The sequence below is a fragment of the Streptococcus lishijunsis genome, from assembly GCF_047290665.1.
Classification (GTDB): domain Bacteria; phylum Bacillota; class Bacilli; order Lactobacillales; family Streptococcaceae; genus Streptococcus.
Map to the genome: position 1 here is coordinate 12,979 of NZ_JBLBUC010000012.1, position 22,399 is coordinate 35,377.

Sequence of the window (22,399 nt, forward strand, 5' to 3'; positions counted from 1 at the left end):
AGTAGTAGAACTTGTGGATAAGGTGGAAAAGGGTCTAAAAAGATCTTTTTTCTAAGATTAAGACTTGTGCACAATCTGTGGAAAAGATTGTTGTGTTTTGAGAGGTTATCCACATGTTAATTGATTTTACTTTTGATAGTTTCTAGCTCGATACGAAGATTTTCATCTTGTGAGAGCATATTTTTGATTTTATTATAAGCATGAAGAACAGTAGAGTGGTCACGTCCACCAAAGGATTTTCCTATTTTAGGAAGGCTATTGTCGGTGAGTTCACGTGCCAGATACATAGCGACTTGGCGGGCTAGGACAATATCTTGTGTGCGTTTGGTCGCTTTGATTTCTTTGACGGTAACGCCATAGAATTTACCAACTTGTTCTTGAATGTCGTCAATAGAAATCACGGTCATTGTCGGTGTATCATGTCGTCTAGCACGAATAGCTTCAGCAGCCAGCTCGACTGTGATAGTATCGGTGTGCTTAAAGTTAGCAACTAGATCAATATCTTTTAGGGCACCTTCCAAATCACGAACATTAGAGTTAAATTGATTGGCTAGGTACTCAATCGTATTTTGCTCAAAGGTATAAGGCAAGTGCTGGATTTTATTGGTTAAAATAGCGACGCGTGTTTCATAGTCTGGTGGTGTGATATCGACGGTTAAGCCCCAGTTAAAGCGCGAAACAAGTCGATTCTCAAGGCCGTTTAGCTGATCAGGCGTTCTATCACTGGTTAAGACGATTTGTTTGTTGTTGCTATGGAGGGCATTAAAGGTATTGAAAAATTCCTCCTGAGTAGCCTTCATCTTAGAGGTTCCCATTGATTGGATATCGTCAATTAAGAGGACATCCAAGGTCCTAAAGCTTTCTTTCATCTCATCTTTTTTACCTGTTTGGAGACTTTTTAGAAATTCATTGATAAAGGTCTCAGCAGAGATATAGCGAATTCTGGCATTTGGTCTATCGCTTAGGATTTGGTTTCCAATAGCATTGAGCAGATGTGTTTTACCAAGACCAGGTCCTCCATAGATAAAGAGTGGGTTATAGGTAATACCTGGAGAATTTGAAACAGCAATAGCAGCTGCTTTAGCCCATTTGTTGCCATCTCCTTGGACAAAGTTGTCAAAAGTATATTGTTTATCAATATTAGAGACAACAGGTGTCAGCTGATTAGGCGTGTCATTGTGATAAGCGTTCGTTGGCTCAAGATTAGGTTCTATTTTAGGTAGGCTATCTTCAAAGGTAAACTCACAGTTAATTTCTTGGTTAAAAATCTCAAAACCAGCTGTTAAAATTACTGATTTGAGATTTTGGCGCCAAAACATTTGTTTAAAATCTTCGAGATAAACCGTGGCTGTGTTGTCTTTAATAGTGAGAAGTCTAGCATCAGCCACGAAGTAATCATAGGCGGCTTGTTTTAGTTCTGCGCGTGCTAGCTCCAAGACACGATTCCAAAATAATTGTTCATTCGTCGTCATAATCGTCCTCTTGTGGATAATATCAGTTTCTCTATTGTATCATATTTATTTCAAGTTTTCCACAGGGCAAAACAAGCATTTTTTCGTTTAAAAAGTTATCCACAAATAGTGATATACCAAGCTTTTTAGGACCTCGTAGGACATAAGGTTAAAAAATTGTTACGAAAAAGTAAAAAAGAAAACCTCTAAGAGTTAAACTTGTGGATAAACGGAACTAACAGCTGTTTATAGCAGTTATCCACAAGTTGTGGATATTGTTCTTTGCTTACTGTCTCAGTGGATCTCAGCATTCTAGCCTGTGGAAAACTAAAATATAAAAAAAGAATTATCAACAGCATATTAAAAATTGTTGATAATTCTGTGTAATTCGGCTGTGTCTGAAAATGGAATGACTACTTGTCCTGAACCATCTTGTTTGTGCTTAAGGCGAACAGGAAGTCCTATCTGCTGGCTTAAGCGTTGTTCGATATCTTTTTGAAAAATATTTTTCTCTACTTTAGCTGGTGAGGATTGCTTAGATTTATGGAGTGCTTGTTGGACTTGCCTGACGCTTAGGTGCTCCTTTTGTATTTTGGCAAACCAATAGAGCTGCTCATCTTCTGAAAGTGTGAGGAGAAGTCGCGCGTGACCTGGGCTGATCTCTTTCTTTTGAAGTCCTTTTTGTAATGTTTGGGGGAGTTGAAGTAGTCTCAAGCTATTGGTAATATAAGGGCGTGATTTCCCCATATAGTCTGCAATAACTTCGTGCGTCAAGCCCTTCTTATCAATCAGTTGCTGATAAGCGAGCGCTTCTTCGATAGGATCCAGATCACTGCGTTGAAGGTTTTCGATGATGGCCTGTTGCATACTCTCAGTATTAGTCATGCTTTTCATAATAACAGGAATCTCTTTTAGCCCTGCCAATTTAGCAGCTCTAAGACGCCTTTCTCCTGCGACTAATTCGTAGCCAAAAATATCAGATTGTCGTACGATGATTGGTTGAATCAAGCCGTTTTGCTTGATAGAATTAGCCAATTCTTCTAACTCCTCCATTTTAAAATGAAGACGTGGTTGATAAGGATTGGGACTAATATCATCAATAGCAACAGTCAGTAGTGTGTCGTTTACCATAAGGGCTCCTTTATCAGTAATCAAAAAGAGGTTGAGAACCAACCTCTTTTTAAGATGCGAGTTTACTCGCTTTTATTGTACTATACCATTCAGGAAAAATCACTTCTTAATTTAGTTGTCAGATGAGCTAGATGACTGACTACTTAGATCTTGTGTTGATTTTGACAGAGTAATATCAACGGTTTTCTTGTCTGTTCCACGGTAGTAAGTCACTTTGATGGTGTCGCCAATGGCATGGCTGTAGAGAAGACTTTGCAAATCACTGGTTGAAGTGACTGCTTTACCATCAATTTCGGTAATGACATCGTATTTTTCAAGTTTGCCACTAGCAGGCATGCCATCTTGTACAGAAGCGACGACGACACCGCTTGTGATACTTGATGGGATATTAAGTTGACTAATAGCATTGGTAGAGAGGTTTGTCAAATCAGCCATAGAAATGCCTAGCGCTGGACGTGTGACACGACCGTCTTTTTCGAGTTGGTTGATGATGCTAACAACATCATTTGATGGAATGGCAAATCCCATTCCTTCGACAGAGTCGCCACTTGAAGAGTTGGTTGAAATCTTACTTGAGTTGATGCCGATGACTTGTCCTTCGATATTGATAAGAGGACCTCCTGAGTTACCAGGATTGATAGCGGCATCGGTTTGGATCGCGTTAGTGGAGATTGTCTCTCCGTTGTCATTGGTTAGAGTTACTGTACGGCTAAGGCTAGATACGATACCTTGTGTGACAGAGTTGGCATAGTCAGTCCCAAGAGGACTACCAATAGCAATGGCGACTTCTCCCACCTTGATGGTAGAAGAATCTGCAAAATCTGCAACTGTGATATCTTTTACTTTGTCAGAGCTGATTTTGATGACGGCTAAGTCGGAGTAAGTATCTGCTCCCACTAAATCTCCAACGACTTTACTGCCATCTGCGAGTTGAATTTCGATTTGTTGGGCTCCTTCGATGACGTGATTGTTGGTGACAAGATAGGCAGTGTTCCCCTCTTTTTTGTAAATGACACCAGATCCTTCACCATAGACGCTTAAATCACCCTCAGAAGCGTTGTCGCTACTATTGGTTTGGCTATCATTACCAAAAAGGCGACCGTAGAGTTCAGATAAATCAGCATTTGATGAGCTATCCTTTTGATAGTTAATAACAGAAACAACGGCTCCTTGTACTTTTTCGACAGCTTTAGTCGTGCTATTTGAGTTATCATAGACGACTTTGCCAGCGACAGTAGTAGATGAGCTAGAATTGTTAGTCAAGGGTGTGTGTGTGGCTACAAGAGTTCCTAAAATCCCACCGATAAAACCAATGAGAATAACCAGTAACCATTTACCCCATTGTTTGAAAAATGACTTGGTAGATTTCATAAATCCTCCTTTTAAAAGTTTTTTGTTTTTACAATATATCAGTTGACTTAATTTGAGCTTAAATCATCCCAAAAAAGTTATCAACAATTTGTGGAAAACTTTGTTCTGTTAATTATTATAGCGATATTATAAGCTTTTTACAAGAAAAAACACATATCCACTTGTGGAAAAAGTAGTGGATTTTATGTGGATATATGCTACAATAACAATTATGAAAATCAAAATTATCACTGTTGGCAAATTAAAAGAAAAATACCTTAAAGATGGTATTTTAGAGTATAGTAAGCGGTTAGGACGATTTACAAAATTAGAGTTGATAGAGCTAGTTGATGAAAAAACACCTGATAAAGCTAGCGCTAAAGAAAATGAGGCGATTTTGCAAAAAGAAGGAGAGCGCATTTTAGCTAAACTATCTGAGAGAGATTATATTTTTGCCCTAGCTATCGAAGGAGCAGAGCTTAGCTCAGAAGCCTTTAGTAAAACAATGAGTCAGGTAACTATACAAGGTTATTCGACGGTTACGTTTATTATTGGAGGTAGCTTAGGCTTGTCTTCAGACGTTAAAAAAAGAGCGCATCAACTATTGAGTTTTGGGCGCTTTACCCTTCCCCATCAATTGATGCGCTTGGTGCTTGTTGAGCAGATATACCGATCGTTTATGATTCAGCAAGGTAGCCCTTATCATAAATAAAAAGGCTATGTAGCCTTTTGAAATACTGATTCCAGCAGGATTCGAACCTGCGACCGTTCGCTTAGAAGGCGAATGCTCTATCCAGCTGAGCTATGGAACCATAACAGTATTATTTTATCAAAAAAGAGATGGTTTTGTCAAATAAAGATGAGTATTTATCTCTTCAAAAAAGAAAAAATTTTTTCAAAAAATACTAGACAAATGAAATCATTTTGTTATAATAGTAAGAGTGATAGAGATAACTATCTAATGGTCCGTTGGTCAAGGGGTTAAGACACCGCCTTTTCACGGCGGTAACACGGGTTCGAATCCCGTACGGACTGTTTCAAAGCTGCTTAGCAGTTTTTTGTTTATCCGGCATAGCTCAGTTGGTAGTAGCGCATGACTGTTAATCATGATGTCGTAGGTTCGAGTCCTACTGCCGGAGTGATAAGACACTTCTAGGAGTTCCTAGGAGTTTTTTTGATGTAAAAGAGCATCGGTCTATAAACCGATGCTCTTTATGTTTGATTTTGTTTAAAAAGATAGCTATTGATAGTGAGATAGCTAATAAAGCCAATAATGCCTAGGAGAGAGAGGATCACCCCTTCTTTAAATCCATTTGGGATAAAGGTTAAAGTCACTTCTCCTGTACCTTGTGGCACATCAACACGCATAAAGCCACCTTGAGCTTTTTTGAGTGCGACCTCTTTATTGTTTATTTTTGCAGACCAACCTTTATCATAGGGTAATGTCACCAAAAGGGAGCTTTCCTTATCCGTTTGATAAGAGATGTTAACATGATTAGATTGGGTGGTGACAGAGACGTCTTGATTATTGAGATGTGTCATTGCAGTCTGGTAAGCTGCTAAATCTAAGCCATAAAAGTGTGGTTCCTGAAAACTGATACGATTGTTATCAGGAAAACTAAAGATGACCTCTATGTTATCTCCAGCTACAAACTGTCCCAGATTAAAAAAAGTATAGGCATCATCGGTAGTGTAGGTGACTGTCTTACCGTTAATGGTGGCAGAGACAGTCTCATTTTGTGTGTTTGAAAAAATAATATTAGGCATACTGACATACACTTGGGAATCAGTCGTTATCTGAAATTGATAGGATATCGTTGCGGTGTTTGTGTCATTAGGTGTACTGGTAACAGTTGTTCCTAATAGATTAGCACCTGAGATAAGTTGCGACGACAGGCGATAAAAGTAGGTTAAATTAAGACCTGTCAATTGGTTTAAAAGTTTAGTCTGATTGTCAAGTGTATTGACAGTGAAGTCAACATCCTTGTAAACACCATTGCTTAGCAGAGCGAGTGGGCTAGCGTATTGATTTTCATAAAGAGAGGTGGTATTTTCAGTTTTAACACGCTTAAAGCCAAAGGTGTCAGGAATGGGTGTTGAGGAAAGTAGATACTTGATACCAAATAGACTATCTGCAATAAGGCTGTTATTTTGATAGCGTAGATTGAGATTGGTCCCTGTTGATTGGTAGCCTAAGCGGTCAAGGATGCTACTGGAAGAACGATTACGGATGGACGAAAATTGGGAGATGCCGTTGTAGCCAAATTTCATACTATCATTTCCTGTCTGGGGAATACTACGTTCCATTCGGTAGAAATCGGTATTTTGAGATTTTGTAAAGGTGACTAGATTGTCAATATCTGTCAAATGACGTTCGTAACCTTGGCGAGAAGGAAAGACCCATTCTTCTTTGATACCTACAATTTGAGAATGAGCATTTAATCCCATTTCTAAAAGGGTAAATAGTAGAGTGAAGCCTATGACAGCTTTTTTACTAATCCAGTTTTGAGATTGAGCAATGATTAAGATACTGTAAACAAGTGTAAAGAGTAGTGTAAAGATAAAAAGATAGCTTGTTAAAAAGCTATAGTGTTTTTGGAAAATGAAGGTCAGCAAAAAACCTACTGTTGGAATAGCCATTCCTACTATAAGACGTGGCAGACTTATTTGAGATAGGTAGGAAAGACTTTGTCCAGCTAGTAAAATCATAGTGAGAGAAAGAACCCAAGAATAACGATGTAAAAACATGTTTGGGGCGTGCATTCCCTGCCAGAAGAGATCTAGTGGTTGGAGGTAAAAACTTGCTATAATAAATCCGATGAGTAAAGCGTAAGCAAGGCGTGTTGTCCACTTGATTTGCTTTAGTGTAAAGAAGATAATGGTCAAGAAAAATGGAAATAGACCGACGTAAATCATCGGAATAGCACCGAACTTTGTCGTGTCGTAAGAACCAACGATCGTTTTAGCAAAAAGGTCAAGAAACCAGCTATTATCTGTAAACCAGCTTGTCAACTCTGTAAAGGTTTCACCGTGAGTTGACAGGTCTAAGTAAGTGGGAAGAAGCATGATAGCACTTGTCAGAGCGCTTAATATAGATATGAAACCAAAGCGGAAAAAGGCTTTTAGACGGCTTTTCCAATTAGGTAGACTAGTCATCTGAACCAAGCTATACAAGCTCAGGAAAATGGCCATCATAAATCCAAAATAGTAATTCTGAATCAATAAGATAGCTAAGCTAAAGTAATAGAGACTTACTTTTTGGTTAAAAATGAGGCGATGTAGTCCTAAAATAATGAAAGGAGCTATAATAAAGACATCTAGCCACATATTGATTTCAATTTGGCTAATGGCAAAACTCATCAAAGCGTAAGAGAGTGACAAACTAAGCGATAAGACGGGGTGAAGCTTTGTATAGAGCCTCCTGAGCATACTAAAGGAGGCTAATCCCATCAAACCGACTTTGATGAGTGTGAAAAGATAGATAGCATCAGGCATAGATGTCAAGTCAAAGAAATAGACAAAAGGGGCTAAAAAACTTCCCAAATAGTAGCTCATCAAGGCATAAAAGTTGAGTCCAAGACCGCTACTAAAGGTATAAAAGAGACTATCTTGTCCGTGTAAAATATTACGTAGTGTCTGTGCAAAGATGACATACTGGTGAAAACCATCACTAGCAAGAATGGTTGTAGGACTTTTCCAATAAATATTTTGAGATAAAAAGACAAGCCCTAAAATAGTTAACGGTAATAAAAAACTAGCTAGGTAAGTCAATAAAATCGTGTGTTTTCGAATAAAGGTCATAAAACAATCCCTTAATGGTAAATAGTAAAAAAGTCAAGTCTGGAATAGAATTCCAGACTTTAGATTATGATTATTTCCAAAGCTCCTGTACTTTTTCTTGTACTTCAGCATTGTTGAGAAAGTCATCGTACGTTTCGTCAATACGGTCAATGACACCATTTTTTGAAATGACAATGATATGATTGGCGAGAGTTTGGATAAATTCGTGGTCATGGCTGGCAAAGATGATAGATTCTTTAAAATCTTTGAGACCGTCATTTAAGCTAGAAATAGATTCTAAGTCTAGGTGATTGGTAGGGTCATCTAAGATAAGCACATTAGATTTTAAAAGCATAAGTTTAGAGAGCATGACACGCACTTTTTCGCCACCAGAGAGGACATTGACAGATTTGTTGACCTCATCTCCTGAAAAGAGCATACGTCCTAAAAAGCCTCTTAGGAAGGTATTATCGTCTTCTTCTTTGCTTGCAAATTGGCGGAGCCACTCAAGAATAGACTCGTCTGTAGCAAAATCTTTAGAGTTATCTTTAGGAAGATAAGATCGACTAGTTGTCACTCCCCACTTGATAGTTCCTTCGTAGTCGATCTCTCCCATCAAAGCACGAATTAAGGCTGTTGTTTGAATGTCGTTTTGTCCGATAAGAGCTGTTTTATCGCCTGGACGTAGGATAAAGCTAATATTATCAAGAATTTTCTCACCATCAATAGTGACGGAGAGATTTTCAACAGTGAGAAGATCTTTTCCTGTTTCACGTTCGGAGACAAACTTAATAAAAGGATATTTACGACTAGATGGGACAATCTCTTCAAGCTCAATTTTATCAAGCATTTTTTTACGTGAAGTGGCTTGCTTGGATTTTGAAGCATTGGCAGAAAAGCGAGCGACAAATTCTTGGAGTTCTTTGATTTTTTCTTCAGCTTTAGCATTACGGTCAGCTTGTAATTTAGCGGCAAGCTCACTTGATTGTTTCCAGAAATCATAGTTTCCGACATAGAGTTTGATTTTACCAAAATCAAGGTCAGCCATATGTGTGCAGACTTTGTTAAGGAAGTGACGGTCATGGGATACGACAATGACTGTATTGTCAAAATCAATCAAGAAATCCTCTAACCAAGCGATAGACTGAATGTCAAGACCGTTGGTAGGCTCGTCAAGTAGTAAGACATCAGGTTGTCCAAAAAGAGCCTTAGCTAAAAGCACTTTGACTTTGTCACCATTGGCAAGCTCACTCATGGTTTGATAGTGAAGCTCTTCTGGAATATTTAGGTTTTGTAGAAGTTGAGATGCTTCGCTCTCAGATTCCCATCCTCCAAGCTCGGCAAATAGCCCCTCTAGCTCAGCTGCACGGACACCATCTTCATCAGAGAAATCTTCTTTCATGTAGATGGCATCTTTTTCTTTCATGATACCATAGAGCTTTTCATTTCCCATGATAACCACGTCAATCACGCGCTCGTCTTCGTAGTCAAAGTGATTTTGACGTAGGACAGATAGTCTCTCATCTGGGCCTAGAGAGACGTGTCCTGTACTTGGTTCAATATCGCCAGCAAGAATTTTTAGGAAAGTTGATTTTCCAGCACCATTAGCGCCAATAAGCCCATAGGTGTTACCAGCTGTAAAGTTAATCGTTACATCATCAAATAATTTTCGATCGCTAAAGCGAAGCGATACATCAGAAACTGTTAGCAAATTTTTTCACCTCAATCTTTTGTTGCCTTTTCATTTTACCGAAAATACGGTGATTTTTCAATGAACTACATTGGTGGGATGATATCATCACCTGTTTTATGGTAGTGTTTGGTGATACTAAAGCCTCGTCCCATCACTTGGCTAGCTGGCATGACAACGATAAAGGCAGTTTCGTCAATCGCAAGGACGCCTTTTTGCAATCGAGGAAATTCTAAACTGGTGATAGTGGTCATGATCATGTCTTTTTGGCCACCTGTAAATCCACCGATAATAGGCCACTGACTGACTCCACGATCAAGTGTCTGTGTAATGTAGTCTTTGATCTCATCGGTATGTCTTGAGACAATCATGATATTTTTAGATGATTGAAAGCCAGTGCTTATAATATCAACGACATAAGAGATGACTAAAAGAGCTATAATAGAGTACATGACTGTATCGACATCAAAGGCAATAAAGCCTGTCCCAACGACCAAACCATCAATTAAAATAAGGATGACGCCAAACGGTAGGGGAGTGTATTTATTGATAATTTGAACGAGGATACCAGTACCTCCTGTGGATGAATTGCCTAAAAAGACAATGCCTAGTCCAATGCCTACAATAATCCCGCCAAAAAGCGCCGCTAGGAGCTGGTTGTCTGTGATATTGGGTAGCTGAGAGGTTAATCTCATAAAAATAGGATAGATTAGCGAACCATAAATGGTTTTGATAAAAACAGCTTTTCCTAGGAAAAGTAAGCAAAGAAAAAGCAAAGGAACATTTAGTGCCATAACAAAGTTAGACGGTGTCCAGCCAAATAATTTTTCAAAACTAACAGCTAGCCCTCCAACCCCTCCTGAGGCAATATGGTTATGTAAAAACATAGTATTAAAGCCAATTGATGCAATAAAAGCCCCTACTGTAACGAGACAAAAATCATATACTCTTTTCATCCTGTATCCCCTTTCATAAATGATTGCTCTCTCATTATCACAAAAGATAGAAGGCTAGTCAAGTGCTTTTCCTTTGAAATGACTGAAGTGGCAAGATGTTTGACGTGAAACAATCAGCTAATGTTCCTAGCCTTGGCAAAGAAGGCTTAGATTTGATATAATGGGTCTGTAATATGCTTAGTATGATAGCATTGATGTGACTTTTAGAGATAGAAAAGCGTTTTTTGTTTAGAGCGCTAGAGGAGTAAGAATTATGACAAAACCTATTATTCTAACAGGTGATCGCCCCACAGGAAAATTACATCTAGGGCATTATGTAGGCAGTCTAAAAAATCGTGTCTTGTTGCAAAATGAAGATAAGTATCAAATGTTTGTTTTTCTAGCTGACCAACAAGCGCTCACGGACCATGCAAAAGAATCAGCAGCCATTCGTGAGTCTATAGGTAATGTAGCGCTTGATTATCTGTCTGTTGGCTTGGACCCAGCTAAAGTCACTATTTTTATTCAAAGTCAGATTCCAGAATTGGCAGAATTGACCATGTATTATCTGAACTTGGTGTCAGTATCTCGCCTAGAGCGCAATCCAACGGTCAAATCCGAGATTGCTCAGAAAGATTTTGGGGAGTCGATTCCGTCAGGTTTTTTAGTCTATCCTGTGTCACAAGCAGCTGATATTACAGCATTTAAAGCTAATTTTGTGCCTGTTGGGAATGACCAAAAACCGATGATTGAGCAAACAAGAGAAATTGTGCGTTCGTTCAATCATACCTATCAGACAGATATTCTCGTTGAGCCAGAAGGGATTTTCCCAGCTAATGAAGCAGCAGGTCGCTTGCCTGGTCTTGATGGGAATGCTAAGATGTCTAAATCACTAGGCAATGGTATTTATTTATCGGATGATGCTGATACTGTCTATAAAAAAGTAATGAGTATGTACACCGATCCAAGTCACGTGCGCGTGGAGGATCCAGGACATATCGAAGGGAATATGGTCTTTCATTATCTTGATATTTTTGCAGGGCCAGAAGATAGAGCTGATGTTGAGGCTATGAAAGAGCATTATCAGCGTGGTGGTCTTGGAGATGTCAAGACAAAGCGTTATTTGCTCGAGATTTTAGAGAGAGAGCTAGAACCTATTCGTAAGCGTCGTCTAGAATATGCTAGTGATATGGGACAAGTTTTTCGTATGTTAGATGAAGGTAGCCAAAAAGCGCGTGAAGTTGCTGGACAGACTCTTTTTGAAGTGAAATCAGCAATGGGAATCAATTATTTTTAAAGAGTGGTTACCACTCTTTTTTAGTTAAGGAGAATACTTGAAAATTCTGAAAAAATCAACTTCAAAAAATAGCAGTTGAAGTAGTTGACAAATGATTTTGGCATGATATGATATTAACAATAACCGTAAGGCTAGGGACTATAGTCTCTGATGACCAACTAGAAAAGAGGAACTGTAAATGTCAAATTGGGACACTAAATTTTTGAAAAAAGGATTTACTTTTGATGATGTCTTACTTATCCCTGCAGAAAGCCACGTGCTTCCAAATGAAGTCAATATGCAAACAAAGCTTGCCAAAAATTTGACATTGAATATTCCTATTATTACAGCGGCTATGGATACTGTGACAGATAGCCGCATGGCAATTGCGATTGCGCGTGCAGGTGGTCTTGGTGTCATTCATAAAAATATGTCCGTTAAAGACCAAGCAGAAGAAGTCCGTAAAGTAAAACGCTCTGAAAATGGGGTTATCATCGATCCATTCTTCTTACAACCAGACAATACAGTGTCTGAAGCAGAGGATTTAATGCAACGTTATCGCATTAGTGGTGTACCGATTGTTGAGACTCTTGAAAACCGTAAGCTAGTCGGTATTATTACCAATCGTGATATGCGCTTTATCTCTGATTATAATCAACCTATCTCAGCTCATATGACTAGCCAAGACTTGGTGACAGCACCAGTTGGGACAGACTTGGAAACAGCAGAGCGCATTCTTCATGAACACCGTATTGAAAAACTTCCTCTTGTGGATGAAAACGGGCGTTTATCTGGTTTGATTACCATTAAAGATATTGAAAAAGTCATTGAGTTTCCAAATGCAGCTAAAGACGAATTTGGACGACTTTTAGTGGCAGGTGCTGTCGGAGTAACATCAGATACGTTTGAGCGTGCAGAAGCTCTCTTTGAGGCTGGTGCGGATGCTATTGTTATTGATACCGCACACGGACATTCAGCTGGCGTACTTCGTAAAATCGCAGAGATTCGTGCGCATTTCCCAGATAAGACTTTGATTGCAGGAAATGTAGCGACTGCCGAAGGAACACGTGCTCTTTATGAAGCTGGTGTTGACGTGGTTAAGGTGGGTATCGGACCAGGTTCTATTTGTACAACACGTGTTGTAGCAGGTGTAGGTGTCCCACAGGTGACAGCTATTTACGATGCTGCTAGTGTTGCTCGTGAGTACGGTAAAGCTATTATCGCAGATGGTGGTATTAAATACTCTGGTGATATTGTGAAGGCTCTGGCAGCAGGTGGTCATGCTGTTATGCTTGGTTCTATGTTTGCAGGCACAGATGAAGCTCCAGGTGAAACAGAGATTTACCAAGGTCGTAAATTTAAAACTTATCGTGGTATGGGCTCTATTGCAGCCATGAAAAAAGGGTCAAGTGATCGCTATTTCCAAGGTGCTGTTAATGAAGCTAATAAGCTTGTTCCAGAAGGTATTGAAGGTCGCGTAGCTTATAAAGGTTCAGTATCCGATATCGTCTTTCAAATGCTTGGTGGTATTCGCTCAGGTATGGGTTATGTCGGTGCAGCAGATCTTCATTCCTTACGTGAAAATGCTCAGTTTATCGAAATGTCTGGTGCGGGCTTGAAAGAAAGTCATCCACACGATGTTCAAATTACAAATGAAGCACCTAACTATTCTGTACAATAAAAAAGAGAGGGATTTCCTCTCTTTTTCATTTACAATTACGTCAATATTTTTGTCATAACTGTAAATCAATTTGTAAATAACAATAACTAAAACAACTGGTTTAATAACTATTGACGTGACAAGTAGTTGTAAATCATAGTGTCAATCATCTTTAGTGTTGTTCAAATGCCCATTTGAGATCGTAAAGGTTTTGAGCTCAGATGGGAGATTGTGGAGATGACTGATACTTGTTGTGGTCATAAAGGTTTGAACCTTGTTATCTTTGATAGCTTGGATGAGTTTATCTTGTCGTGTATTATCAAGCTCGCTCATAACATCATCCAGTAGTAAAATGGGGGAATCCTCAGTCATTTGTGAAATAAGATCAACCTCAGCCAACTTTAAAGAGAGGATTAGACTACGTTGCTGTCCTTGGCTAGCAAAGCTAGCATTAAGATCATTAATGAAAAAGGCTAAATCATCGCGATGGGGTCCTACCCCTGTATTTTTTTTGAAAGCATCTCGCTTAAATGATGCTTGTAATTGTTTGGAAAAAGTATCTTCAAGCTGGTCAATATCCTCAAAACGGATGGAAGATAAATAACGGATATCTAGATGTTCCAATTGGTTAGAGATGGTAAAATGGTGTTTGTCTGCTTGTTGGGAGAGATTAGTGATAAAGTGATGACGATGTCGTATAACACGACTCCCATAATGGACGAGTTGTTCATCTAGGACTGCTAAAAAATCGTTATCAATCGTTTCTGCTGCTTTTAGATAGCTATTACGTTGCTTGAGGACATGGTTATAATGAGATAAATCAGAAAGATAAAGTGGCTTGATTTGTCCAAGGTCTATATCAATGAATTTACGCCTTAAAAGAGGAGAACCTTTGACTAATTGTAAATCTTCAGGCGCAAAAAGAACGACTGTCATAGCACCGATATAATCGGATAATTTATCTTGCTTTAAATGATTAACTTTAGTAATGCGCCCACGGTTGGAGAGTTGAATAGCCAGTGAGAGATTGCCATTTTTCCGCGCAATAGTCCCAGAAACGTCGAGCATTTCATGATTAAAGCTGATAACTTCCTTATCTGAGCGCGTTCTGTGACTACGTGTCAAGGCTAGAAAATAGATAGCCTCTAAAAAATTGGTCTTACCTTGCGCGTTTTCTCCTACAAAAATATTCAGTGAGGGAGAAAAGTCAGCAGTCAACTGCTCATAATTACGATAGTTTTTGAGTTGTATTGATTGTATCCACATGATTAGGTTCCTGGGAAGCGTGGCTTCTTTTGAGGTTTTGATGCCACTTTAGTAGCGTTTGGAGTCACCTTTTTATTAAGCTTTTTGACAATAGCAGCCACACGTTGTTTTTCGTCTAAGTCTTCTTGATGTTGTTTGATTTGCTCGTCACTTGGCTGGGTAAGTGTGATAGTGACATTTTGGTTAACGATAGTGATAACATCACCAAGTCGCAGTTTTTTTCCTCGGCGTGTTTCCCTTTCTGTGTTTAAAAGAACCTGATTGTCTTGTAAAAAGGATTTGACTGCACCACCACTTTGAATGATACGAAGATCTTTTAAAAGGGCTTGCAGTGTGATATAGTCGTCAAATAATGGGTAGTTCATAATAACCTCTCTTGTTAGTGATGATGTTATTATATCATATGAAAGGCAGATAGCTAGTCTTTAGGCAGTAAAGGTGGTGTCAATATACTTGACAATCTTGTTAAATATAGCTTTAAAGCATGAACTATATTCTTAAAAATGATATAATAAAGAGATTATTTAACTAGAAAGGCATGTCATGAAACTTGCAGAAGGTGTCCAGCTACATCTTATTAAACATCGTCAGTATAAGACGAATCATATCACCTTTCGTTTTTCTGGGGAGTATCTCCAAAAAACAGTTGCTAGACGAGCTTTGGTTGCTCAGATGTTGGCTACAGCTAGCCAAAAGTATCCTAACAGCTTGAGTTTTCGCAAAAAGTTGGCCTCACTATATGGGACTAATCTGTCAACGTCAGTGTCAAGAAGAGGGAAAACACATATTGTTGATATTGAGTTGAGCTTTATCAAAGACAAGTACACATTTCAAGAAGAAAGCCTACTAGAAGACGTATTTCATTTCTTAGAAGAAATACTGTTAGCACCTCTGGTTTCCATTGCCAAATATAGTTCTAAGGTGTTTGAGTTGGAGCGTGACAATATGGCGCGTTACCTAGAAGCTGATAAGGATGATGTTTTTTACAGTAGTCAACTATCTTTACAAGAACTTTACTATAACGACAACGACCTTAAAACACCTAAATACGGCAAGGTTTCAACGGTGCTAACTGAGACATCTTATTCAGCTTATCAAGAGTTTCAGCGTATGCTCAATCAGGATATTTTAGATATATTTGTGGTTGGTGAGTATGATGATTATCGTATGATTCAATTATTTAATCAGCTGTCCTTTAGTGATCGTCACAAACAGTTAGTATTAGACTATCATCAACCTTATAGTAATCTTATCCCTGAGCGGACACATCAGCTTCCTGTTCAACAATCTATTTTAAATGTGGCTTATCATTTTCCTATCAGTGTCAATGAAAGAAACTTTCTTGATGCAACTGTAGCTGTGGGGATGCTGGCTAATTATGCTCACTCACTGATTTTTGCAGAGATACGTGAAAAAAGAGGATTAGCTTATCAAATAGGAGCGTCCTTTGATGGCTTTACAGATTTACTATCGGTTTACGCAGGAATTGACAAAGATAATCGTGATAAGGTGTTAAAGCTCATTTCTCAGCAATTATCACGCTTAAAATGCGGACGTTTTTCAAATGATTTACTCACACAGACTAAGCGTTTGCTTTTATCGCAACGTAAAGCATTGGAGGATAATATCTACTATCTGATAGAACAAAGATATCTGAGAGAGCATCTAAAGTTAACTTATTCATTTGAAGAGTGGTGTTTACAGCTTGAGCAAATCAGTAAAGACGATATCATTAAGGTCATGAGACAAGTGAAGTTACAAGCCTTATATTTTATAGAGGGGCAAGGATAGATGGTGACATTAGATAAACGTGTATATACAGAAAGTGGCGAAGTTTCTTATCAAGCGGTACTTGACAATGGTTTACAACTTGTTTTGATCCCTAAAAAAGAAGGTCGTGAAGTCACAGCCTTGATGTCAGTACAATTTGGCTCAGTCGATACTGCTTTTTCTTACGAAGGAGTGGAGTATGCGTATCCTGCTGGTCATGCTCATTTTTTAGAGCACAAGATGTTTGAGGCAGAGGACGGCAGCGATGTGTCGTTGTCATTTAGTCAGCTAGGCACTGATTGTAATGCTTATACTAACTTTGCTAAGACAGCTTATTTCTTTTCAGCGACAGATAATCTCGATGCTCTGTTGCCTTTATTGGTATCATTTGTAGAGACAGCTAGCTTTACAGACGAATCTATTGAACGCGAAAAAGAGATTATCAAACAGGAAATCAAGATGTATCAAGACGACCCAGATAGTCAATTGTATCAGACGGTCTTAGCAAGTCTTTTTCCAGGTACTCCTTTGGCAGTTGATGTTGCTGGAGACGTCAATACAATTCGTCACATTAGTAAAGATGATTTAGTCAATAGTCATCGTATGTTTTATCAACCAAGCAATTGTCGTTTGATTTTGGTCGGTTGTTTTAATCCCTATGAGGTCATAAAGGCAGTCAGTTCATGTCAAAAAGCTGATAGAGAGCTATTAAATAGCCCTGTCATTAGACAACAAATAGCTTATCAGCCTGTTATACCGAAGCAGACGTTGAGGCAAAGTGTTACGACTCCGAAGTTAGCAGTAGCGTATAGAGGCTTATCGCTTGACACAGCTGAGGATAATCTATATCGGCAGTTAGTGTTGAAGATATATTTGGCTATGATTTTAGGATGGACCTCAGAAATATACCAAGTGTGGTACGACAATGGTCTCATTGATGATAGTTTTGATATGGAAGTGGAGGTTTGCCAAACAACACAATTCATCATCATCACTGGTGATACTAAAGAACCTATCGGTCTTGCGACACGGATAAAACGATTCTTAGCTCAATCGTGGACGTCTAAAGACTTAAATCAAGAACAGTTTCAGCTTGTCTGTTATGAACTATATAGTGAATATCTTAGAAGTTTGGATAATACGGAGTTATTAGCTAGTCAACTAAGTCAGTTTGTAAACTACCTTGATTTCCCTACTATTCTGAAACAGTTGACTTTAGAAGACGTTGTGGCTGAGGGAAGAGGATTCTTTGAGACGGCAGATGTCGTCGAGGTGACTATGCTTCCTAAGTAATCGCCATCGAAATAATCCTTATTTTTTGATATAATGAAAGAACTAGAAATCGTTTAGAGGATATACCATGAAAGAAACAACACTCGGAGACCGCTTGAGATTGCGACGTCTCCAGTTAGAGATGAGTTTGAAAGATGTAGAGTCAAAAGCTGATGTTCCCCTGCATTATCTACTTGCTATAGAGTTAAATCAACTAGATGCTATTCCTATTGAGGACGTTGACCATTATATTAGCCGCTATGCTAAAGCAGTTTCCTTGGCTTCTAAAGAAGACGCGCGATTGACGCAAGAAGCATTTGAGGAGAGACTTGCTGTGATGCAAAATGCTAAGATAGAGCAGTCACAGATTCAAAAAATTGCTATACCTGAATCACATGAAGAAGCTGACAACGAGAGCATTGAGGCGTCTTCTCATGAGGAGGGTGATTTATCACGCGCTAGACGACAGAGTTATCGGACTTTAAAAAAATGGTTCATTTTTGGAGCGCTATTTATTATTTTAGTTGCAGGTGTAGCCCTAACCTTTTTGTGGCAACAACAGTCTAATCAATTGCCTGTCAGTAAAAACCTCACACAGACAAGTCAGCTGTCAAGTTCATCAGAGTCCAGCTCAAGTACTGAGGTTTTGCCTCAGTTAACGCTCACCCAAGATGAAAATGGTGCCAATATAGCGACTCTTTCTCAAGCTAAATCACCAATTACCCTTACAATAAGCCTCAAGGGTGATAGCGATAGCTGGGTTTCTATTAGTAATACTGATTTGCCAACGCAAGGAGTTCTCTTAACATCTGAAAATACTTCTGTTGATGCTCATTTGGTAGATGGTGCTGATAGTGCAGTGCTTGTTTTTGGTTATCCAGAAGGTGTTGAGGTGACGATCAATGGTCAAGTACTAGATATGTCAACTGTCACCAGCGCAGCTAATACCGTGACTTTAACTGTTGTAGAAGGAGGATAAGATGTCATGAAAAAAGAAAATATTCCTAATGCGCTCACATTATTACGTATTATCTTGATTCCTGTCTTTTTACTGTTAACTAGCTTGCCTACTAACCCCACGTGGCACTATGTGGCAGCTTTTATCTTTGCCTTGGCTAGTCTGACAGATTATTTGGATGGTTATCTGGCTAGAAAGTGGCAAGTCGTTACCAATTTTGGGAAGTTTGCTGATCCTCTTGCCGATAAGATGCTAGTGATGAGTGCTTTTATCATGTTAGTTGGGCTAGATATGGCTCCTGCTTGGATCAGTGCCATTATTATTTGTCGAGAGCTAGCTGTGACGGGTTTACGTCTTTTGTTGGTTGAGACTGGCGGCACCGTTTTGGCGGCGGCTATGCCTGGTAAGATAAAAACAGCGACGCAGATGTTTTCAATCATTCTTTTATTATGTCATTTGACATTTTTGGGAACTATCATGCTCTATTTAGCCCTTTTCTTTACTATTTATTCAGGTTATGATTATTTTAAAGGGACCGGCGATTTATTCAAGGACACGTTTAACTAATGGCTATTATTGAAGTAAGTCATCTTAAATTTCGTTATGATGACAAAACACCTTATAATATAGATGATCTCTCGTTTCACGTGAAACAAGGAGAATGGTTGTCTATTGTTGGACACAATGGCTCAGGAAAATCCACACTTGTGCGTCTTTTAGATGGTTTATTAGAAGCTGAGTCAGGAACGATTGTCATAGACGGTCAAGAACTAAATGAGGAGACTGTTTGGGATATTCGCCATAAGATTGGTATGGTATTTCAAAATCCTGATAATCAGTTTGTCGGCGCGACAGTCGAAGATGACGTGGCCTTTGGTTTAGAAAATAAAGGAGTTGCTTTTGATGAGATGAAAGCAAGGGTAACTCACGCTCTTGAGAGTGTCGGTATGTTGGATTTTGCCCAAAGTGAGCCTGCGCGTCTATCTGGAGGACAAAAGCAACGTGTGGCTATCGCAGGAGCTATTGCTATGCGCCCTAAAGTTATTATCTTAGATGAAGCGACTAGTATGTTGGATCCTGAAGGTCGTCTAGAGCTTATTAAGGTGATTAGTCAGATTCGAAAAACACAGGATTTGACAGTGATTTCGATTACACATGATTTAGATGAGGTAGCCTTGAGTGACCGTGTTTTGGTGATGAAAGGTGGTAAGATGGAGTCTAGTACAAGCCCCAAGGAGCTTTTTTCGCGTCAAGATTTAAAGTCTTTAGGTTTAGATATCCCCTTTACATCTCATCTTTTGGAGGCTCTAAAACCTTTAGGTTTGGTCTCTGAAACTCCCTATATGACAGAGCAAGAAGTGGAGGAATGGCTATGGAGCTCTCTCTCAAAAATGTGAGTTACACCTACCAAGAAGGGACGCCTTTTGAAAGAAGAGCTCTTTTTGACGTGAGTATGTCGATTGAAGAGGGGACTTATACAGCGGTTATTGGTCACACAGGTTCTGGTAAATCCACTATCATGCAGCTATTAAATGGTCTCAATATCCCCAGTCAAGGTGAAGTCGTAGCAGGGGATGTTAGGATTGTAGCAGGCGCAAAACCCAAATCCATAAAATCCGTTCGTCAAAGAGTAGGTCTGGTTTTTCAATTTCCAGAAAGTCAGTTATTTGAAGAAACCGTGTTAAAAGATGTCGCTTTTGGCCCACAAAATTTTGGGGTGTCACAGGTAGAGGCTGAGAAGCTTGCGCGTGATAAGTTAGCCCTTGTAGGTCTACCAGAAGAGCTCTATAGCAAAAATCCTTTTGATTTATCAGGAGGTCAGATGCGTCGTGTGGCTATTGCAGGTATCTTGGCTATGGAGCCTGATGTGCTTGTTTTAGATGAACCCACCGCTGGCTTAGACCCTAAGGGACGCCTAGAGTTGATGAGTTTATTTGAAGAATTACATAGGGCTGGTCAGACTATTGTCCTTGTAACACATATGATGGATGATGTTGCCAATTATGCTGATGCTGTTTATGTTCTTGAAAAAGGTCAGATTATCTTATCAGGAAAGCCTAGAGACGTGTTTCAAAAAGTAGCGTTTCTAGAATCTAAACAATTGGGTGTTCCCAAAATTACAAAATTCACACAACGTTTAGTAGATAGAGGTTTGAGCCTTTCTCGATTACCGATTACTCTAGAGGAGTTTGTCAAGGAGGTCGGTCAATGGATAAACTGATTTTAGGGCGCTATATACCAGGTAATTCTTTGATTCATAGGTTGGATCCAAGAAGCAAATTGTTGGCTATGTTTTTGCTGATTTTGATTGTATTTTGGGCCAATAATGTCGTTACGAATCTTATTTTATTGATCTTTACACTGTTGTCAATATACTTATCACAAATTAAGCTATCTTTCTTTTTTAGAGGCATACAACCTATGATTGGGATTATCCTCTTTACAACACTGTTTCAGATTTTCTTTACAACAGGCGGTGAGACTTTGGTTCATTTTGGTATTATAAAAATTACCTCTCATGGTCTCAGTCAAGCCCTGCTAATCTTTATGCGCTTTATTTTGATTATTTTATTTTCAACAGTACTTACACTTACGACGACACCTCTTAGTTTATCAGATGCCGTGGAGTCCTTATTGAAACCTCTAAAAGTCATAAAGGTGCCTGTTCATGAGATTGGGTTGATGTTGTCTTTAAGTTTACGCTTTGTTCCGACCTTGATGGATGATACGACACGTATTATGAATGCGCAAAGAGCTCGTGGTATTGATTTTGGTGAAGGCAGTTTGTTGCAGAAAGTCAAGTCTATTATACCTATTCTTATCCCATTATTTGCTTCTAGCTTTAAGCGTGCAGATGCTCTTGCCATTGCTATGGAAGCCAGAGGTTATCAGGGTGGTAGCGGACGTAGTAAATACCGTCAATTACAATGGGAGCGTAAAGATAGCTTGACAATCTTTGTCATTCTCCTTGTGGCACTCATCTTATTTATCTTAAAAAGTCCCTAAAAAACGCTAATTCAAGCGTTTTTTTATGTTTACAACACTGTTTTGTAATATTTTTAATCTGAAACCAATCTTAAAGTAATAAATAAATTATATGATAAGGCTGTAAGAACGAAATATGGAGTGAATAATCAATATGACAAGATTAAAACGTCGATATGAGGAACGTCGTCAAAGTAAGCGCCGTCTCGTAAGTTATACAGTGCTTGGTTTTTTGACGATTGTAGCCAGTGTCAGTGTTTTCTTCTTTACTATGGCAACATCAAAAGTAGCCACAGAAACCTTGCGTGCTAATGTTGCTACATCAAGTGATAATGTAGAAGTGAATCAAGACTCATCAAGTTTATCAAGCTCAGCTAGCTCTTTTAGTGAGGGTGTTGTTGAAGGGTATTCGGAAGAAATGAAAACAGAAGAACAGCCGTCACAGGAAGTTATCTTGGGCGCTCAAGAAGCGAATTCTGTTGAGGAAAATGTTGTTGAGGTGGCTACGACTCAAGTGAGTCAAGCGACACAAGCAGTTGCTTACAGCGAGCCATCTTATGTAACCTCACCAGCTAGCAGCCAGTCAGTTAGCGTGACAGCCTCTCTATCAAATGGCAATACTGCTGGTGTCGTTGGCTCTGCAGCTGCAGCACAAATGGCAGCTGCAACGGGTGTTCCACAATCTACTTGGGAATACATTATTGCGCGTGAGTCAAATGGAGATCCAAATGTCAGCAATGCTTCAGGAGCTTCTGGTCTGTTTCAAACGATGCCTGGTTGGGGTTCAACAGCAACAGTACAAGATCAAATCAACGCTGCTATAAATGCGTATAATTCGCAAGGATTATCTGCTTGGGGTTATTAAAAAGGTCACT

At 39.1% G+C, this 22,399-nt stretch carries 19 protein-coding genes and 3 tRNA genes; 13 read left to right on the forward strand and 9 right to left on the reverse strand.

Going from position 1 to position 22,399, the window contains the following annotated elements; genetic code table 11:
• Positions 1-116: 116 nt before the first annotated feature.
• The 3 genes from dnaA to ACLN19_RS06035 form a co-directional block, all read right to left on the reverse strand.
• Entirely contained in the window at positions 117-1,472 is a 1,356-nt protein-coding gene (gene dnaA, locus ACLN19_RS06025; protein WP_413384343.1) for a chromosomal replication initiator protein DnaA, read from the reverse strand.
• Positions 1,473-1,811: 339 nt separating this feature from the next.
• A complete protein-coding gene (locus tag ACLN19_RS06030) occupies positions 1,812-2,582 on the reverse strand; it encodes a ParB/RepB/Spo0J family partition protein (protein WP_413384346.1) in 771 nt (256 codons plus the stop codon).
• Positions 2,583-2,693: 111 nt separating this feature from the next.
• Positions 2,694-3,953 carry a S1C family serine protease gene (locus ACLN19_RS06035; RefSeq protein ID WP_413384348.1) on the reverse strand — a complete coding sequence of 420 codons (1,260 nt, stop codon included), beginning with the start codon at positions 3,951-3,953 and terminating at the stop codon, positions 2,694-2,696.
• 211 nt (positions 3,954-4,164) lie between these two features.
• Between ACLN19_RS06035 and rlmH the strand changes: the two genes are divergently transcribed.
• Complete coding sequence (gene rlmH / locus ACLN19_RS06040) at positions 4,165-4,644, forward strand: 23S rRNA (pseudouridine(1915)-N(3))-methyltransferase RlmH (protein ID WP_413384350.1); 480 nt, start codon at positions 4,165-4,167, stop codon at positions 4,642-4,644.
• A 26-nt stretch (positions 4,645-4,670) separates the two neighbouring features.
• Here the strand turns inward: rlmH and ACLN19_RS06045 are convergent.
• Positions 4,671-4,744: transfer RNA gene (locus tag ACLN19_RS06045), tRNA-Arg, on the reverse strand.
• Between the two features lie 151 nt (positions 4,745-4,895).
• Here ACLN19_RS06045 and ACLN19_RS06050 point away from each other — a divergent pair.
• Both ACLN19_RS06050 and ACLN19_RS06055 read left to right on the forward strand, forming a co-directional pair.
• Positions 4,896-4,967 (forward strand) — tRNA-Glu (locus tag ACLN19_RS06050).
• Between the two features lie 30 nt (positions 4,968-4,997).
• A tRNA-Asn gene (locus ACLN19_RS06055) sits at positions 4,998-5,071 on the forward strand.
• Between the two features lie 73 nt (positions 5,072-5,144).
• Here ACLN19_RS06055 and ACLN19_RS06060 read toward each other — a convergent pair.
• The 3 genes from ACLN19_RS06060 to ACLN19_RS06070 all read right to left on the reverse strand — a co-directional run bounded on the left by ACLN19_RS06060 (position 5,145) and on the right by ACLN19_RS06070 (position 10,358).
• Entirely contained in the window at positions 5,145-7,733 is a 2,589-nt protein-coding gene (locus tag ACLN19_RS06060) for a YfhO family protein (RefSeq protein WP_413384352.1), read from the reverse strand.
• A gap of 70 nt (positions 7,734-7,803) precedes the next feature.
• A complete protein-coding gene (locus tag ACLN19_RS06065) occupies positions 7,804-9,423 on the reverse strand; it encodes an ATP-binding cassette domain-containing protein (protein ID WP_413384354.1) in 1,620 nt (539 codons plus the stop codon).
• A 65-nt stretch (positions 9,424-9,488) separates the two neighbouring features.
• Complete coding sequence (locus tag ACLN19_RS06070; protein ID WP_413384356.1) at positions 9,489-10,358, reverse strand: YitT family protein; 870 nt, start codon at positions 10,356-10,358, stop codon at positions 9,489-9,491.
• Between the two features lie 253 nt (positions 10,359-10,611).
• Between ACLN19_RS06070 and trpS the strand changes: the two genes are divergently transcribed.
• Entirely contained in the window at positions 10,612-11,634 is a 1,023-nt protein-coding gene (trpS, locus tag ACLN19_RS06075; protein ID WP_413384358.1) for a tryptophan--tRNA ligase, read from the forward strand.
• Between the two features lie 178 nt (positions 11,635-11,812).
• Positions 11,813-13,294: an IMP dehydrogenase gene (guaB, locus tag ACLN19_RS06080; RefSeq protein WP_413384360.1), complete on the forward strand. Its 1,482-nt coding sequence runs from the start codon at positions 11,813-11,815 to the stop codon at positions 13,292-13,294.
• Between the two features lie 141 nt (positions 13,295-13,435).
• Here the strand turns inward: guaB and recF are convergent, their stop codons facing one another.
• Together recF and yaaA are read right to left on the reverse strand one after the other, a co-directional pair.
• The gene (gene recF / locus ACLN19_RS06085) at positions 13,436-14,539 is read right to left on the reverse strand and encodes a DNA replication/repair protein RecF (protein ID WP_413384362.1); all 1,104 of its coding nucleotides are present in this window, start codon (positions 14,537-14,539) and stop codon (positions 13,436-13,438) included.
• A gap of 2 nt (positions 14,540-14,541) precedes the next feature.
• A complete protein-coding gene (gene yaaA, locus ACLN19_RS06090; RefSeq protein ID WP_413384364.1) occupies positions 14,542-14,904 on the reverse strand; it encodes a S4 domain-containing protein YaaA in 363 nt (120 codons plus the stop codon).
• Positions 14,905-15,082: 178 nt separating this feature from the next.
• Here yaaA and yfmF point away from each other — a divergent pair, with 178 nt between their 5' ends.
• From yfmF to ACLN19_RS06130, 8 genes are all read left to right on the forward strand, one after another.
• The gene (gene yfmF, locus ACLN19_RS06095; RefSeq protein ID WP_413384366.1) at positions 15,083-16,330 is read left to right on the forward strand and encodes an EF-P 5-aminopentanol modification-associated protein YfmF; all 1,248 of its coding nucleotides are present in this window, start codon (positions 15,083-15,085) and stop codon (positions 16,328-16,330) included.
• On the forward strand, positions 16,331-17,602 hold the full coding sequence (yfmH, locus tag ACLN19_RS06100) for an EF-P 5-aminopentanol modification-associated protein YfmH (RefSeq protein WP_413384368.1): 1,272 nt from the start codon (positions 16,331-16,333) through the stop codon (positions 17,600-17,602). It begins immediately after the preceding gene.
• A 67-nt stretch (positions 17,603-17,669) separates the two neighbouring features.
• On the forward strand, positions 17,670-18,560 hold the full coding sequence (locus ACLN19_RS06105; RefSeq protein ID WP_413384370.1) for a RodZ domain-containing protein: 891 nt from the start codon (positions 17,670-17,672) through the stop codon (positions 18,558-18,560).
• Between the two features lie 6 nt (positions 18,561-18,566).
• The gene (gene pgsA, locus ACLN19_RS06110; protein WP_413384372.1) at positions 18,567-19,106 is read left to right on the forward strand and encodes a CDP-diacylglycerol--glycerol-3-phosphate 3-phosphatidyltransferase; all 540 of its coding nucleotides are present in this window, start codon (positions 18,567-18,569) and stop codon (positions 19,104-19,106) included.
• A complete protein-coding gene (locus tag ACLN19_RS06115; protein WP_413384374.1) occupies positions 19,106-19,936 on the forward strand; it encodes an energy-coupling factor ABC transporter ATP-binding protein in 831 nt (276 codons plus the stop codon). Before pgsA ends, ACLN19_RS06115 begins: the two co-directional genes overlap by 1 nt.
• Positions 19,912-20,760 (forward strand): energy-coupling factor transporter ATPase, encoded by an 849-nt coding sequence (locus tag ACLN19_RS06120; RefSeq protein ID WP_413384414.1) that lies wholly within the window; start codon positions 19,912-19,914, stop codon positions 20,758-20,760. The genes ACLN19_RS06115 and ACLN19_RS06120 overlap by 25 nt, the downstream gene beginning before the upstream one ends.
• On the forward strand, positions 20,748-21,545 hold the full coding sequence (locus ACLN19_RS06125) for an energy-coupling factor transporter transmembrane component T family protein (protein WP_413384376.1): 798 nt from the start codon (positions 20,748-20,750) through the stop codon (positions 21,543-21,545). Before ACLN19_RS06120 ends, ACLN19_RS06125 begins: the two co-directional genes overlap by 13 nt.
• Positions 21,546-21,678: 133 nt before the next feature.
• Entirely contained in the window at positions 21,679-22,389 is a 711-nt protein-coding gene (locus ACLN19_RS06130; RefSeq protein WP_413384378.1) for a transglycosylase SLT domain-containing protein, read from the forward strand.
• Positions 22,390-22,399: the final 10 nt, after the last annotated feature.